The organism is Mycolicibacterium vulneris, from assembly GCF_002104765.1.
GTDB classification, from domain to species: Bacteria; Actinomycetota; Actinomycetes; order Mycobacteriales; family Mycobacteriaceae; genus Mycobacterium; species Mycobacterium vulneris.
In genome coordinates this window covers 91,995-106,221 of record NZ_NCXM01000010.1, presented here as the reverse complement: position 1 = coordinate 106,221, position 14,227 = coordinate 91,995, and the positions used below count along the sequence as shown (strand labels likewise).

Below are 14,227 nucleotides of genomic sequence, written 5' to 3'. Positions count from 1 at the left end.
AAGTTTTGAGGGGAAGCCGTGTCCATCACTGACCACGACATCGAGAATGCGTCGTCCGACGTCGTCGACGACGAGAATTCAGAAGTGAACGAGAAGCCAGAAGCCGACAAGAAGCCGGCAAAGAACGACGAGAAGCCAGGAGAAACAACTTCAGAACCTGACGAAGCCGCGACCGTCAAGCGTAAGTCCAAGACGGCCTCTGACGAGTCCCGCGCGCGGGTGTCGATATCGGTGCGCACGTTGGTGATGGCGGCCGTTATTTGCATTGCTGCCAGCGCGATCGGAGTGCTGGCGTGGCTGTACATCGGCGCGCAGAACAAATTGAGTGCGGAAGCCCGCGCTACCAGCAACAAGAAGCATGCGGAAGAAATAGCCCAGGACTACGCCGTGCATGCCGCCGAGATGAACTTCCAGGACCTCAACGCTTGGAAGGTGCAACTCGTCAAGGGCACCTCCCCGGAACTGAAGGAAAAGCTCACCAAGGCCGCGGGTGAAATGGAACAGATCCTTACTCCGCTGCAATGGGTTTCGACCGCGCGGCCCTTGGCCGCGAAAGTTCGCTCAGATGTGGGCGGAACCTATGTCGTCGACTCCTTCGTCAGCGTTCTGACCAAGACAATGCAAGCTCCTGAGGGACTGCAGTCGACCGCGACATACAGTCTCACAATCGACAGCAACAAAGACTGGCAAATCAGCGACGTCGGCGGCATCGCCGCAGCTCTTGGACAGAAATAACGGGCGATGTTTCAAAGGATGTGCTGAGGGATGGAATCCGTAGCAACCGGCCGGATCGGAACTCGTCTCCGGAGCAGTCTCGTGTTGATGTGCATGCTGCTCGTTCTCTCTGGAACGGCAGCTCTCGTGGCTCGCGCCGGCGCTGATCCGCTAGATCCACCGGGCCGCGACACGGTGCCTTCGCCGTTGGCGGCGGTCAAGCCCATGGCAAATTGGCAGCCCAAATTTCCATTCCCCTTCGACCAGACTCGGGGGAACGTCACCGACGCGGATATCAATGCCGAGCGAGAAATGTGTGGATGGTTCAATGCGGATTACGCGGATTTGAAGCTCCAGATCGAGAGATTCAACAACAGCGTATTGCGCAGGAACGGTAACTGGGACGCTGATGGGATCCCGGAGCGGCAAGCTGCCATGACTGAGAATATTGATCAGTCGGTGGACTTCCTTGCTCCCCGTGCTCAGTCGCTGACTCAGAGTTATGACCACGCAGGAGATATGTATTTCCCGATTTACGAGGGTCAAAGCTTTTACATTCTCTGGCAGAACCTGTCGAACGTCAGCGCGGGCATCAAGGGCCATCAGCCGACCTGGTTCACCGGACCATCGTTTCAGCGGGTAATGCACTACGGCAGCAAGATCCAGCGGTCCCATGTCTGCGACTGAACGTGGTCTGGTGGGCGGCATCTCGATGAGGAGGCACACGTGCTGAGAATCTATGTCGGCACGGCTGTGCCGGCACCGGCACGTCAAGGTCGCGCGCCGGCAGTCGGCGCGACGTTGGTCGCGCTCGCCGCGGCTTTGAGTAGCGCCGTACTGTGCGCTCCGCTGAGCACTGCCGATCCGTCTCCCGCGCTCCAACAAGCCGTCATGTCGGCGCGCAGTGGCACAAGTTGCCCTCCGATGCGGTATGACCCGATCGACGAGCACGCTGCGGAGATCGTGAACCGCTCGACCGACGCCTACGTCAGCCACACGACAAGGAATTCCCCTGCGGACTCGCCGACAGGCGCACTGCCCATCCTCAAGGACCTCGGCAGCAGCGCGGGCAAATCGTGGTCGCTGCAGGGCGCTGGGCACAACAGCGACGCCGACGCGATCAAAGGCGCGATACTGGAAGGGACTACGCAGGGCGCCGGCGTTAGCTTGAATGTAAGCCCAGGTGTGTTCAAGACGCTGGAAGAGACGGGCCCAGCGCCATTGGCCAATTGCTCCTACACCGATTTCGGTGTCAGCATTCTCCATAATGCAGATACCGGACTCTCTCTTGCTGTCGTCGTCCTGGCGGGCAAATGATCCCGGCTGGTCAGCGCGCGCAACGGCGGAGTCGCGGTCTCCGGCGCGCCGCGGGGTCGATCGGCGCCTTAGCGGCGATCAGCATTTCCGCGCTCATAAACCCATCGACTGCGCGGGCTGATGAATCCGTCACCTATGAAGTCGTGTCCGACGTGATTACCGTGGCAAACATCGAATACGAGGATTCGTCAGGACGGGTGGCGATACCGAACGTGCCGCTGCCCTGGCGAATTGACGCGACGATAGCCTCGGTAAAAGCTCCGCCACCGGGTGGAAGCCAGGTTCGCGTGGATTGGCGGCCGAGCGCGGGCCCGTCCAAATGGGTAAGCGCGCGCATCTTTTACCAGGGCAAGCTCCTCTGCCAGAACACTCTTGATGTCGGTGATGCCGCTTGCTACGGCGTTACGCCACGTATTACGTAGGCCCGCGATGAGACCCACCCTTATCGCCTTAGTAGCCAGAGCAGATTTCCATCGTTTCGCTAAGCGGGCCGTGAGAGGTGGTCGGGAAAATTGGTGATTAGGTCAAAGCCAAGAACTGTTCGACGCCGACGCGGACTCGGTCGAGGGATCAGAGATGGCCTCTTCCGCACTGTGGCCGCTGTCGGGGTAGGCATGCTGGCCCTCGGCGATCCCGGGGTGGCGCAGGCCGATCCGGCACCGGGCGCCGGGCCTGACCCCTTTCCGGATATCCGGTTTTACGACGAGGTCAACGCTGAAGATTTCGCATCTCCGGGCGGAGTGTTTTTCTTGTCCCCGACAGGACAGACGTGTGGGATCTGGCGCCGGGGCAGCTTCGGCTGTGCCGGCGATATTCCCGGCACCGGTCCGGGAATCGGCCATATCGGCTGGATCGAGGGAGACCGTGCAGTGCACTATGACTGGTCGGTAGCGGCGCGGTTTCCCGGCAACCAAGCCGACAAACCGTTGCCGCCGCACTCCCGCATCGACCACGAGGGAACGAGCTGCGCGGCAACTGGCGACAACAGAACCTACTGTGAGCGCGGCCCAATGAGGTTCGTCATCGAACCCACCAAGACCTGGCTATCGGCGCCGTGGATAGACCTGGCCTGGGTTCAGCTCGGGCCGGCATCGTGTGCGCCGCCCGGCGGCGGCCCGTGCTACTCGTAGTGACGAGTTCGCGAACCTAGAACCCGAAATCGCGACTGCTTTCGGGCTCTGCTGCCGGCGCGCCGATACTGGCGCTCGCCCTTGCCGGGATGGCCGCTGTTACGGGATCGTGTAGCCGCCGCTGACCGAGATGAGTTGCCCGGTGACCTGCCGCGCCGCCGTCGGCGAACAGAACCACGCCACCGCCTTCGCGACGTCCTCGGCGCTGGTCAAGCGGCGAAGCGGAGTGCCCTTGATCATGTAGTCGATTTGATCCTGGTTGAACACCTCATCCTGGCCGACGGACCACAGACTCGATTCGCCGATCGCCTCCGGACCCTCGGGAATGACCAGGCCCGGGCAGATGACATTGGACCTGATCCCGTGGCGGCCGTGTTCGCGCGCCACGGTGCGGGCCAGGGCGACCATCGCTGCTTTCGATGCACCGTAAACGCCTTGACGTATCTGACCGAATGCAGCGTCGCTCGCGATGAACGCGATCGCGCCGCCGCCGCCCTCCTTCATCGGGCCGATCGCGGCCTGCGTGGCCGCGATCGCGGTGAACAGGTTGACTTCGATGGTGCGTTCCCACTTTTCGCGGTCGGTGTCGGTCGCGATGAAACCGGGCACACTCCAACCGGCATTGTTGACCAAGACGTCGATGCCGCCCCAACTATCGACCGAGACGCCAATTGCGGACTCGGCTTCGTCGGGAGCCGTAAGATCACCTATCGCAACTTCGACCTCGGCGGCGCCCCTATCTTGCGCTTCGCGACGAACCCGGTCCGCCTGGGCTTTATCGATATCGCTAATCACGATTCGAGCACCCTCCGAGGCGAACACATGCACGATGCCGCGTCCGATGTTCGAAGCGCCGCCGGTCACTACCACGCGGGCAGCTTTCAGTCCAAGGTCCATTCCGAGCTCCTCATCGGGGCGGCTGTTGTGACCGCCGTCATCTTAGTTTAACGTGGATTAGAAATAGTAGTAAATGGATTCGATAGAGAGAGGTCATGATGGCTGAGTCGTTGGTCGACCAGTGCGCTTGCGCTACCACTGGCAACGACAGCGGCTTCGGCCGTCCGGCGCTACGACCGGTGATGGGGCTCGACGCCCACAGGAAGATAGCCGACAAGGGCGTCGCGTGAGCGGTACCGCTGGTCTGGCCGAATTTACCGTTACCGTAATGCAGTTCACCGGAGGGCCCAAGCGATGACGCTGGTGCGACGCGATGTCGTCGATGGAATAGCGTGGGTCACGCTCAATCGACCGGAGAAGCTGAATGCAATCAGCGTCGGGTTGAACGAGGAATTGACACAGACCATCCTGGAGGTAGGTGACAACCCCGACGTCACTGTTGCCGTCATCCGGGGGGCTAACGGAAACTTCTGCGCAGGAGGCGATTTCGAGGAAGTAGAGCGCCTACGGTCGAAGGGATCTGATGCGCTGCGGGAACTTTTCGTGGGGTTCCGGCGTGCATGCGAAGTCATTGCCCGCGTCGAGGTTCCGGTGATCGCGGCGGTCGAGGGTGTCGCGATGGCCGGCGGTTTCGAGCTGATGCAGGCCTCGGACATTGTGCTGGTCAGCGACGACGCCAAAATCGCTGACAACCACATCAAGTTCGGGATGGTTCCCGGTGGCGGTAGCAGCCAGCGGCTGGCCCGGCTGGTGGGGCGTCAGCAGGCACTGGGACTGCTGCTCTCCGGCGATCGACTCTCTGGCGCCGAGGCGGTACGCCACGGTTTGGCCTATCGAAGTTTTCCGCAAGGCGGTTTCGACGAGGGCGTGAAACGGTTCGTCACCGAGTTGGCCGGGCGGCGCCGAGAGGCTGTCACGTCGATCAAGCGTCTCGTCTACGCCGGGGTCGAGGTGGCATCGCCGCTGGGATTGGATGACGAAATCGACACGGTGGTCAACCACATCTGCGAGGGTGCCGGACAGAACGGGGCGGCCGCGTTCAGACAGCGAGGAGTCAAACGATGAGTGTCAAAGAAACTGCGGCGCCGGTCGCCCTAGATGTCGCGGACGGCGTTGCCAGGTTGCGCCTGAACCGGCCCAAGGCGTCCAACGGGATGAACGTCGAGTTCCTCAAGGTCCTGCATGAGAAGGTGCTGGCGTGTCATGCGGATCCCGCGGTACGCGTGGTGCTGCTCACCGGCGAGGGGCGCAATTTCTGTGCCGGCGGCGATATCCACACCTTCGAATCCAAGGGTGCAAACCTCCCCGATTATCTGCGCGAGGCCACGGCATGGCTGCAATTGGCCACTGCCGCGCTGATCCAGCTTCGGGCGCCGGTGGTGACGGCCGTGCAGGGCTTCGCTGCCGGGGGAGGGGGACTGGGATTGGTGTGCGCTTCCGACATCGTCATCTCGGGGCGATCAGCAAGATTCTTCTCCGGCGCGGTCCGGGTCGGCATGGCACCCGACGGCGGCTCATCAGTGACGCTGGCGCAATTGGTCGGTCTGCGGCAGGCGTTGCGGATCCTGCTGACGAATCCCACTCTGACAGCCGACGAGGCGCTTGATATCGGGTTGATCACCGAAGTCGTCGACGATGACGAATTGCTCAATCGTGCAGAGGAATTGGCGGCCGAGCTGGCGACGCTGCCGACCCGGGCGCTGTCGGCCACCAAGCGTTTGGTGTGGAGCGGATTGGGGTCGTCGGTCGAAGAACGCCTGGCCGAAGAGGCGCGCACGGTCTCCGAACTGTCCGGAACCGCCGACGCACTCGAGGGCCTGCGGGCTGTCATCGAACGCCGCAAGCCGAAATTCACCGGACAATGAACGCCGATTGTGTAGTTACCGAAGACCGCGGTGCGGTGCGGATCATCACGTTGAACCGGCCCGACAAGCGCAACGCGATCGATCTTCGGGTCCGAGTCGAGCTTGCCGGCGCGTTCGAGCGCGCCGACGCCGACACCGCGATCCGTGCAATTGTGCTCACAGGTGCGGGGCCGGCATTCTGCTCGGGTGGCGACATCACGTCAATGCAGCGTATGGAGCCCGAGGCGGCGTTGGAACGGGCTCAGCTGGCACAAAAGGTGATTCGCGCGATTTGGCGAACCCCAAAGCCCGTCGTCGCCGCTGTGGAAGGCTCCGCCTACGGTGCGGGCGTCGCGCTCGCGGCCGCGTGCGACCGTGTGGTCGCCGCCCGAAACGTACGCTTTGCGACGACTTTCACCAATGTGGGCCTGGCGGGCGACATGGGCACGTTCGTCTCGCTGCCGGCCCGTGTCGGTGTGGCCCGCGCCCGGCAGATGCTGATGATGCCGACGCCGTTTGACGCGACCGAGGCATTGAGCGTGGGTCTCGTTGATGCGCTCGCCGAGCCGGGATCTGCGCTACAAGCCGGATTAATCGATGCTGAGCGACTCGCCGCCGGCCCCACGCACGCTTACGGCGTAATAAAATCCCTACTCGCACAGGGACCTTCGATGAATCCGTTCGACGTTTTGGATCGCGAGGCTCAGCACCAGGCGCAATTGTTCGGCACCGACGACTTCGCCGAGGGGATCGACGCTTTCCGCACCAAGCGACGTCCGGAATTCGGAGCGCCGGCGGGGTGAGCGCGAAACTAGATGGGCGCCTTGACTGGTCGTACCTGGACGCCGACACCGGAACGGAATTGGTGGACCACACCGTCGGTGGCCTGCTGACCGAGCGGGCCCACACCCACCACGGTGTGGAGGCCTTGGTCGGCCCGCGTCATGGCGATGGAGCGGAGCTGCGATTCACCTATGGAGAGCTGTTGGATGAGGCCTCCCGAGTAGCGACCGCGCTGTCCCGGTTGACGCAGCCGGGTGATTATGTCGCGCTGTGGGCGCCGAATGTGGTGGAGTGGCCGATAATTCAGTACGGTGCCGCCCTTGCCGGCGTGGTCCTTGTCGCGCTCAACCCTGCGATGCGTGCCAGCGAACTGCACTACGCGCTGCGGCATTCTGGTGCCTCGGTGCTGATCCATGCTGACCGCAGCCGCGACTATGATTGTGCCGCCGTCGTAGCCGAAATCGCCCGGTCGTTCCCGGCCTTGCGCACCATCAGCTTGTCGTCCCGACTGCAGTGGCGAGCTGACGCTGTCGACGGCGCGGTGATCGCCGCAGCTCCAACCGACCCTGATGAAGCAGTCATGCTGCAGTACACCTCGGGTACCACCGGCACGCCGAAAGGAGTACTGCTGCGGCACCGTTCGCTGATCAACGTCGCGAAGCTAACTGTCCAGTCTGCGGGCATCCCCGCCGGCGCGGTGACCGTGAACCCGCTGCCGATGTTTCACACCGCCGCCTGCGTGGTCAGCACGCTGGGTCCGTTGTGGATCGGCGGTACCGAGGTGCTGATCGGCCAGTTCGAGCCCACTGCGGTGCTGGAGAGCCTGCGTCGCGCACAGGCGTCGGTGCTGTTCTTCGTACCCACGATTCTGTCGAGTCTCCTCGCAGCGCAGCGCACCGCCACCAATCCTCCACCCCGGCTGTCCGTCTGCCTCGGCGGGGCGTCTGCCGTATCGGCGGAGCTCATCGAGGCGACCGAACGCACTTTCGGCGCGGCAGTGGTGACCGTCTTCGGTCAGACCGAGCTCGCGTCGGTTCTCACTGCAACGCGGCCCGACGACCCACGTGCCGATCAGCTCCATACCGTGGGTCGCGCACTGCCGCAGGTTGATTGCAAGGTCATCGACCCGGTCACAGGTGTGGTCTTACCGGTTGGGCAGCCGGGTGAGATCTGCGCGCGCGGCTATCAGCAGATGATCGGATACCTGCACGATCCTGAGGCCACAGCTGCGACGGTTGACGCGGACGGCTTTGTGCACACCGGGGATATCGGTGCGATGGACGAGCGTGGCTACCTGACCATCACCGGCCGGCTCAAAGAGCTCATCATCCGCGGCGGCGAGAACGTCGCCCCAGCCGAAATCGAGGCATGTCTGTCCACGCATGATGTGAACGCCCAGGTGCACGTCTTCGGTCTTCCCGATGACCGCCTGGGCGAGGTTGTGGGCGCGGTGATCGAGGCCCACGATCCGCTGCCGACAGATCTCGTTGATCGGCTGCATGCGCATGCGCGTAAACACTTGACGCCGCATAAGATTCCGCAGCGTTGGTTCATCGCTGAAGACCTTCCCAGAACGCCCACCGGCAAGGTGCGCAAGTTCGCCTTACCCGACCTCATCGCAAACGGTAGCGTGCGTGAGATCTCCCGAGAGGAGCCCCAACAATGACTTCGTTGATCGAGTCAGCCTCCGCGACTGGCAGTCGCTACGACCAGTTGATCAAACGCGATAAGGTGCATGGATCGCTCTATACCGACCCGACCATCTTTGCCGAGGAGCTACGCAAGGTTTGGTATCGGTCCTGGGTTTTCGTCGGTCACGAGAGCGAGGTGTCCCAGGCGGGCGACTATGTGCGCAAGCGCCTCGGATTGCAGGACGTCATCATGACCCGCGACCGCGACGGGCAGCTGCACCTACTGCTCAATCGTTGCGCGCACCGAGGCAATCAGGTCTGCGACGACGCAAAGGGCAACTCGTCGACCTTCCGTTGTCCGTATCACGGATGGACCTACCGCAACGACGGTGAACTCGTAGGGTTCCCGTTCTTCAAGGGCTACGGTGAACGCAAGCTGGACTTGCCGATGGGCAGGGTGCCGCGAATGGATACCTACCGCGGGTTCGTGTTCGGCAGCTTCGCCGCCGACGGCCCCAGCCTTGTCGAGCACCTCGGCGCGGCCGCCGGTGAGATAGACCGGCTGGTCAGGCTGTCGCCGGAGGGCGAAGTCCAGCTCACCGCTGGCTGGTTGCAGCATCAGACCCGTGCCAACTGGAAATTGTTGGCGGAGAACGAAACCGACGGTTACCACCCCCAGTTCGTGCACGGCTCGATCTTCGGCGTCACCGGTAGCCCGATCGGTGCTCTGTACAGCGAATCGTCGACCGCGGTGACCCGAGACCTGGGAAACGGTCATAGCGAAAACGACTTGCGGCCGGAGTTCCGCAAGTTCGCCCAGCCATTGCGGTGGTTCGGCACCAGCGAGGACCGGGTGCCCAACTACGTCGCGGCGATCCGCAAGCGATACGGCGATGCGGCAGATGAAATCCTCATCGAAGGTGGGCCGCACGTGATGATCTTCCCCAACCTGTTCATCGCGGAGATCCAGGTATTCAACATCCAGCCGGTGTCGGTGGGTGAGTGCATCCAGTACTCCACGGCTGTGCAACTGGCCGGCGCGCCGGAGATGAACAAGCGAATGGTGTCGCAGTGCATGGGTTCGGTCGGGCCGGCCGGAATGCTGCTGGCCGACGACACCGAGATGTATGAGCGTAACCAACTGGGCCTGGAGAACCTGACGCCAGAATGGCTCGACGTTCGTCGTGGACTCAGTCGCGAAAGCGTCGACGAGAACGGCTTCACTATCGGCGGAGCCACCGATGAGACTGGGATGCGCGGGTTCTGGTCGCATTACAAGATGCTGATGGAGACTGAATCGTGACGAGCACACGCGATGACGCCGCCACCGTAGGGCGACTGCCTGAGGGCTTCGACCGCTGGGAGGTCGAGCAATTCCTGTACCGGGAAGCGCGCTATGCAGACGAGTCCGATTACGACGCCTGGGAGGCGTTGTGGACCGATGACGCGCTCTATTGGGTTCCGGTCGCCTCGACCGATGATCCGCTGCGCGCGATGTCGGTGATCTACGACAACCGCAGTCGCATCGCGACTCGCCTCAAGCAGGTTCGCACCGGCAAGCGTTATGCCCAGGCGCCGCCGTCGAATCTTCGTCGTCTGCTGTCCAACATCGAAATCCTCGGTACTCAGCTAAATCCCAGCGGCGGAGTCGACTTGGAGGTGGGCGCCAACTTCATGGTGCTGGAATCGCGGGCTCGCGGCAATCACCTGTGGGGCGGCCGCGTCACGTACCGGGTGCGTCGCCTGGACGGGGAGTTACGACTGGTGTACAAGAAGGTGGATCTGGTGGATAAAGACCGGCCGATTCCTACCCTCGGATTTCTGATCTGAGCCCTTGATGACGATTGAATTCGGCGACGGCGGTGCCGTGAGCGCGGCCGGTGTGGGTCCGGTTATCGGCAGTGAGTTCGCCCAAGTGTCAGTAAATTTCGATACCAGAGGTAATTCTCCGCGGCTGAGGTTGGAGGACCTTCGATCTGGTCGCGTGCGTTACCTTGATGCGTTGGAATTGGAGACCATCGTCTGGCTGCCTGAGGATCGATTGACCGCCCTGATGAATCCCTCGTCCGATCGTTGGCGGGGCGACGCGTGAGGCGCGCGGCGATAGTCAGCCCGCTGCGCACGGCCGTCGGCGGCTTCGGCGGCACTCTACGGCCGTTGCGCGCCGAGGACCTCGCTGCGCGAGTGATCGACGCGGTCGTCGAGCACAGCGCCGTCGATCCGGCCGCCATCGAGGACGTCATATTCGCGCAGTCCTACGCGAATTCCGAGGCGCCGTGCATCGGACGGTGGGCCGCGCTGCATGCCGATCTTCCGATTAGTGTCCCCGGTCTGCAGATCGACCGGCGCTGCGGTGGGGGACTGCAGGCGGTTGTCACCGCGGCGATGACAGTGCAGACCGGCGCCGCCGACGTCGTGCTGGCCGGCGGCGTCGAGTCGATGAGCAACATCGAGCACTACACCACGACGGCGAGGTGGGGATCCCGTTCGGGCAACCAGACTCTCTACGACCGCCTCGACCGCGGACGCGAATTATCGCAGCCCCCCGCGCGATTCGGCCCGATCAGCGGCATGATCGAGACGGCCGAGAACCTGGCCACCGATTACGGCATCGACCGCGAAGCCGCCGACAGCTATGCCGCGCGCAGCCATCAACGCGCCGCGGCGGCCCAGCGGGCAGGCCTGTTCGACGAGGAGATCGTCGCGGTGCAGGTGCCGCAGCGTAAAGGCGAGGCGCTGATTTTCGACCGTGACGAGGGCGTCCGTCCAGACACCACATTGGACACGCTGAGCCGCCTGCGCACAGTGATGCCCGACGGCACCGTTACCGCGGGCAACTCGAGCCAGCAGAACGATGCCGCGGCAGCCTGCCTGGTGGTGGCCGAAGATCGGCTAGACGATCTCGGCCTGGAACCGCTCGGTTATTTCGAGGGCTGGGCCGCCGTCGGTTGTGAGCCGTCACGGATGGGCATCGGCCCGGTCGGTGCAGTGGAAAAGCTTTTCGGTCGAACAGGATTGAACTTCGATGACCTGGATCTGATCGAGCTGAACGAAGCGTTCGCAGTGCAGGTATTGGCGGTGCTGGCCGGATGGGGCGTCAAGCTCGACGACGTCGAAGACCGGCTGAATGTCAATGGCTCGGGCATTTCGCTGGGACACCCCATCGGCGCCACCGGGGTCCGCATACTCACTACGATGTTGCACGAGTTGCGCAGGCGCGGGGGCGGTTTGGCATTGGAGACCATGTGTATCGGTGGCGGGCAGGGTATTGCCGCGATATTCCGTGGAGCGTCGTCATGACCGGCGACCAGGGTGCGCGGCGAGTCGAGGCGAAGGTTGTGTGCCGATGAAGGATCTGGTCGGCTACGCGGCATACCTGCCCCGCTACCGATTGGCCGGCAACGACATCGGGTTACGTCGGGGAGACCGGGTAGTCGGTGGGTTCGACGAGGACAGCACGACGATGGCGGTGGCGGCCGCAGCGGCGATACCCGGCGTGCAGATGACCACTGCGCTGTATTTCGCCACGAGCACACCTGCTTACGCCGACAAGACCAACGCCACCGCGATCCACGCCGCGCTCGGTCTGGCCGAGGACAGCCTGGCCGTCGACTTCTGCGGGACGGGCCGAAGCGGGTTCGCGGCAGTCTTGGCCGCCGCGGGCACCGGCGGCCTCGCGGTGAGCGCCGACATACGGGTGGGACGGCCCGGGTCGGCGGACGAGAAGCTTGGCGGCGACGGGGCGGCAGCATTGCTGTTCGGAGACAGCGATGAGGCTCTCGCCGAGGTCGTCGCAAGCACATCGCTGACAGCGGAATTCCTGGATCGTTGGCGCGCGGTTACTTCGGTGACTGGCGAGCAATGGGAGGAGCGGTTCGGTGCCGAGCGTTACGCGGCGCTCATCCCCGCCGCCGTCGAACGCGTTCTGAAAGCTGCCGGTGTAGTCGACGTTGACCACGTCGTGCTCGCTTGCCCGAATAGCGCGATCGTCAAGCGAGCGGCGACCTTGGTCAAAGGGGAGAAGTCGGTGGTCACCTCGCCCATAGGCTTCTCGGGTGCCTGTGATGCCGTACTGGCACTGTGCAGCGTGCTCGATACCGCCGATGCGGGGGACACCATCCTTGTGTTGTGGGCAGTCGATGGCTGTGACGCGATGTTGTTGCGGGCGACGACCGCGCTGCCGGGCGCCCGTCAACCACAGCCGGTCACCCAGCAACGGGCCGACGGCCTGCCCGTCGCGCACTTGACGTACCTGTCGTGGCGCGGGTTGGTCGAGATGGAACCCCCGCGCCGTCCGGAGCCGGACCGGCCCTCGGGCCCGGCGGCGCAGCGGTCTGCACCGTGGAAGTTCGGCCTCAGCGGATCGTGCTGCGAGGCTTGCGGATTTGTTCATCTCCCACCGGGCCGTGTCTGTAAGAGTTGCGGTGCAACCGACCAGATGGGCGTGATACCCGTTGCGGCCATGCGAGGGACCGTCGTTACCTATACCGTCGACCACCTGGCGTACTCACCGTCGCCGCCCGTCGTGCAGGCCGTGGTAGACGTGTCCGGTGGCGGTCGATTCGCCTGCCAAGTTGCCGATGCCGAGCCGGAACGCATCCAGGTCGGCTCAACGGTGGGATTCACCTTCCGACGCCTGTTCACCGCAGGCGACGTGCACAACTATTTCTGGAAAGCCCGATTGGACGGGAGCGGCGATGGCTAGCAGGGGAATAGCGGGCAAGGTCGCAGTCGTGGCGATGGGCTGCTCGCGATTCGGCGAACGGTGGGCCGACTCTGCCGATGACTTGTTACTCGAGGCCTACAGCGAGTGCATGGCGTCGGTTCCGGGCTTGAGGGCAAACGATATTGACGCCTATTGGCTGGGCACCTTGAGCTCGGGGATGTCGGGCCTGACGCTGAGCCGGCCACTGGGAACCGGCGACAAACCGGTGACTCGGGTGGAGAACATGTGCGCCAGCGGATCGGAGGCTTTCCGCAACGCCTGTTACGCGGTCGCCAGTGGTGCCTACGACGTGGCGATGGCTGTCGGGGTGGAAAAGCTCAAGGATTCCGGCTTCTCCGGGTTGTTACGTCAAGATCCGCCCAACGACGGCACCGCGCCCGAACTGTCGATGACGGCACCTGCGGCTTTCTCGCTGCTGGATCCGGCCTACTGCGCGAAGTACGGCACCCACGCTGACGAGATGCGTGCGGCGATGACTCACGTTGCCTGGAAGAACCACACCAACGGCGCCCGTAACCCCAAGGCGCAGTTCCGTTCTGCCGTCGCCAGGGAAACCATCGACAAGGCGCCGAAGGTGGCCGGACGACTCGGCGTTTTCGACTGCTCTGGGGTGTCCGACGGCGCCGCCTGCGCAGTAATCGTGCCGGCCGAACGCGCACATGAATATACCGAAACGCCGATGTATGTTCTCGGGCTCTCACTGGTGGCCGGCTCGGGCCGCGGCGCGATGGATCCCGGTTACGACTACACCAGTTTCCCCGAGGTTGTGCGCTCGGCCCAGGACGCCTACCGGCAGGCGGGCATAGTGGATCCGCGGACCGCATTCTCTCTGGCCGAGGTCCACGACTGCTTTACTCCCACCGAGATCGTGTTGATGGAAGATCTCGGATTCGCCGACCCCGGTCAGGCGTGCAAAGACGTGCTGGCGGGTGACTTCGACGCTGACGGCCGGTTGCCGATCAACCCGGACGGTGGCCTGAAGTCATTCGGGCATCCCGTTGGCGCCAGCGGGCTGCGGATGCTCTACGAGGCGTGGCTGCAGTTCCGCGGAGAGGCAGGCCAGCGACAACTGCCCGATCCGCACACCGCGCTTACCCACAACCTGGGCGGGCGTCCGGGCAGTTGTGTCTCTTTTGTTTCGGTGGTAGCCGCGACTCAAGGGATCTAGAGCGCGGCGCTGTGCTG

The 14,227-nt window shown here is 63.5% G+C and carries 16 protein-coding genes; 15 read left to right on the top strand and 1 reads right to left on the bottom strand.

Annotated elements, in window-relative coordinates; all coding sequences use genetic code 11:
- Nucleotides 1-18: 18 nt before the first annotated feature.
- From B8W69_RS11675 to B8W69_RS11655, 5 genes are all read left to right on the top strand, one after another.
- Nucleotides 19-735, top strand: a complete 717-nt coding sequence (locus B8W69_RS11675; RefSeq protein WP_085289971.1) for a hypothetical protein — start codon at nucleotides 19-21, stop codon at nucleotides 733-735.
- 87 nt (nucleotides 736-822) lie between these two features.
- Nucleotides 823-1,401, top strand: coding sequence for a hypothetical protein (locus B8W69_RS11670; RefSeq protein WP_439330604.1), 579 nt, complete (start codon nucleotides 823-825; stop codon nucleotides 1,399-1,401).
- 39 nt (nucleotides 1,402-1,440) lie between these two features.
- The gene (locus B8W69_RS11665) at nucleotides 1,441-2,031 is read left to right on the top strand and encodes a hypothetical protein (protein ID WP_439330603.1); all 591 of its coding nucleotides are present in this window, start codon (nucleotides 1,441-1,443) and stop codon (nucleotides 2,029-2,031) included.
- The gene (locus B8W69_RS11660) at nucleotides 2,028-2,453 is read left to right on the top strand and encodes a hypothetical protein (RefSeq protein ID WP_245843215.1); all 426 of its coding nucleotides are present in this window, start codon (nucleotides 2,028-2,030) and stop codon (nucleotides 2,451-2,453) included. The genes B8W69_RS11665 and B8W69_RS11660 overlap by 4 nt, the downstream gene beginning before the upstream one ends.
- A gap of 192 nt (nucleotides 2,454-2,645) precedes the next feature.
- The gene (locus B8W69_RS11655; protein ID WP_085289969.1) at nucleotides 2,646-3,161 is read left to right on the top strand and encodes a hypothetical protein; all 516 of its coding nucleotides are present in this window, start codon (nucleotides 2,646-2,648) and stop codon (nucleotides 3,159-3,161) included.
- A 99-nt stretch (nucleotides 3,162-3,260) separates the two neighbouring features.
- On the opposite strand, the gene B8W69_RS11650 is transcribed toward B8W69_RS11655, so the two are convergent.
- Complete coding sequence (locus tag B8W69_RS11650) at nucleotides 3,261-4,058, bottom strand: SDR family NAD(P)-dependent oxidoreductase (protein WP_085289968.1); 798 nt, start codon at nucleotides 4,056-4,058, stop codon at nucleotides 3,261-3,263.
- Between the two features lie 294 nt (nucleotides 4,059-4,352).
- Between B8W69_RS11650 and B8W69_RS11645 the strand changes: the two genes are divergently transcribed.
- From B8W69_RS11645 to B8W69_RS11600, 10 genes are read left to right on the top strand one after another with little or no spacing between them, the layout of a single operon-like run.
- The gene (locus B8W69_RS11645) at nucleotides 4,353-5,123 is read left to right on the top strand and encodes an enoyl-CoA hydratase/isomerase family protein (protein ID WP_085289967.1); all 771 of its coding nucleotides are present in this window, start codon (nucleotides 4,353-4,355) and stop codon (nucleotides 5,121-5,123) included.
- Nucleotides 5,120-5,923 carry an enoyl-CoA hydratase/isomerase family protein gene (locus B8W69_RS11640; RefSeq protein WP_085289966.1) on the top strand — a complete coding sequence of 268 codons (804 nt, stop codon included), beginning with the start codon at nucleotides 5,120-5,122 and terminating at the stop codon, nucleotides 5,921-5,923. Before B8W69_RS11645 ends, B8W69_RS11640 begins: the two co-directional genes overlap by 4 nt.
- Nucleotides 5,920-6,705, top strand: a complete 786-nt coding sequence (locus B8W69_RS11635; protein WP_085289965.1) for an enoyl-CoA hydratase/isomerase family protein — start codon at nucleotides 5,920-5,922, stop codon at nucleotides 6,703-6,705. Before B8W69_RS11640 ends, B8W69_RS11635 begins: the two co-directional genes overlap by 4 nt.
- A complete protein-coding gene (locus B8W69_RS11630) occupies nucleotides 6,702-8,351 on the top strand; it encodes a class I adenylate-forming enzyme family protein (protein ID WP_085289964.1) in 1,650 nt (549 codons plus the stop codon). The genes B8W69_RS11635 and B8W69_RS11630 overlap by 4 nt, the downstream gene beginning before the upstream one ends.
- Entirely contained in the window at nucleotides 8,348-9,619 is a 1,272-nt protein-coding gene (locus B8W69_RS11625) for an aromatic ring-hydroxylating oxygenase subunit alpha (protein WP_085289963.1), read from the top strand. The genes B8W69_RS11630 and B8W69_RS11625 overlap by 4 nt, the downstream gene beginning before the upstream one ends.
- The gene (locus B8W69_RS11620) at nucleotides 9,616-10,146 is read left to right on the top strand and encodes an aromatic-ring-hydroxylating dioxygenase subunit beta (protein ID WP_085289962.1); all 531 of its coding nucleotides are present in this window, start codon (nucleotides 9,616-9,618) and stop codon (nucleotides 10,144-10,146) included. Before B8W69_RS11625 ends, B8W69_RS11620 begins: the two co-directional genes overlap by 4 nt.
- 7 nt (nucleotides 10,147-10,153) lie before the next feature.
- Complete coding sequence (locus tag B8W69_RS11615; RefSeq protein ID WP_041297803.1) at nucleotides 10,154-10,408, top strand: hypothetical protein; 255 nt, start codon at nucleotides 10,154-10,156, stop codon at nucleotides 10,406-10,408.
- Nucleotides 10,405-11,616, top strand: coding sequence for an acetyl-CoA C-acetyltransferase (locus B8W69_RS11610; protein WP_085289961.1), 1,212 nt, complete (start codon nucleotides 10,405-10,407; stop codon nucleotides 11,614-11,616). The genes B8W69_RS11615 and B8W69_RS11610 overlap by 4 nt, the downstream gene beginning before the upstream one ends.
- A gap of 46 nt (nucleotides 11,617-11,662) precedes the next feature.
- The gene (locus B8W69_RS11605; RefSeq protein WP_085289960.1) at nucleotides 11,663-13,021 is read left to right on the top strand and encodes an OB-fold domain-containing protein; all 1,359 of its coding nucleotides are present in this window, start codon (nucleotides 11,663-11,665) and stop codon (nucleotides 13,019-13,021) included.
- Complete coding sequence (locus tag B8W69_RS11600) at nucleotides 13,014-14,210, top strand: acetyl-CoA acetyltransferase (protein WP_085289959.1); 1,197 nt, start codon at nucleotides 13,014-13,016, stop codon at nucleotides 14,208-14,210. The genes B8W69_RS11605 and B8W69_RS11600 overlap by 8 nt, the downstream gene beginning before the upstream one ends.
- The last annotated feature ends 17 nt before the right edge of the window (nucleotides 14,211-14,227 follow it).

What these genes read in the sequence shown, in the direction of transcription:
- B8W69_RS11670 (WP_439330604.1), top strand. Translation starts at nt 823, where the DNA reads ATGTGCATGCTGCTCGTTCTCTCTGGAACGGCAGCTCTCGTGGCTCGC.
- B8W69_RS11615 (WP_041297803.1), top strand. Translation starts at nt 10,154, where the DNA reads ATGACGATTGAATTCGGCGACGGCGGTGCCGTGAGCGCGGCCGGTGTG.
- B8W69_RS11600 (WP_085289959.1), top strand. Translation starts at nt 13,014, where the DNA reads ATGGCTAGCAGGGGAATAGCGGGCAAGGTCGCAGTCGTGGCGATGGGC.
- B8W69_RS11645 (WP_085289967.1), top strand. Translation starts at nt 4,353, where the DNA reads ATGACGCTGGTGCGACGCGATGTCGTCGATGGAATAGCGTGGGTCACG.
- B8W69_RS11650 (WP_085289968.1), bottom strand. Translation starts at nt 4,058, where the DNA reads ATGGACCTTGGACTGAAAGCTGCCCGCGTGGTAGTGACCGGCGGCGCT.
- B8W69_RS11655 (WP_085289969.1), top strand. Translation starts at nt 2,646, where the DNA reads ATGCTGGCCCTCGGCGATCCCGGGGTGGCGCAGGCCGATCCGGCACCG.
- B8W69_RS11640 (WP_085289966.1), top strand. Translation starts at nt 5,120, where the DNA reads ATGAGTGTCAAAGAAACTGCGGCGCCGGTCGCCCTAGATGTCGCGGAC.
- B8W69_RS11605 (WP_085289960.1), top strand. Translation starts at nt 11,663, where the DNA reads ATGAAGGATCTGGTCGGCTACGCGGCATACCTGCCCCGCTACCGATTG.
- B8W69_RS11635 (WP_085289965.1), top strand. Translation starts at nt 5,920, where the DNA reads ATGAACGCCGATTGTGTAGTTACCGAAGACCGCGGTGCGGTGCGGATC.
- B8W69_RS11660 (WP_245843215.1), top strand. Translation starts at nt 2,028, where the DNA reads ATGATCCCGGCTGGTCAGCGCGCGCAACGGCGGAGTCGCGGTCTCCGG.
- B8W69_RS11625 (WP_085289963.1), top strand. Translation starts at nt 8,348, where the DNA reads ATGACTTCGTTGATCGAGTCAGCCTCCGCGACTGGCAGTCGCTACGAC.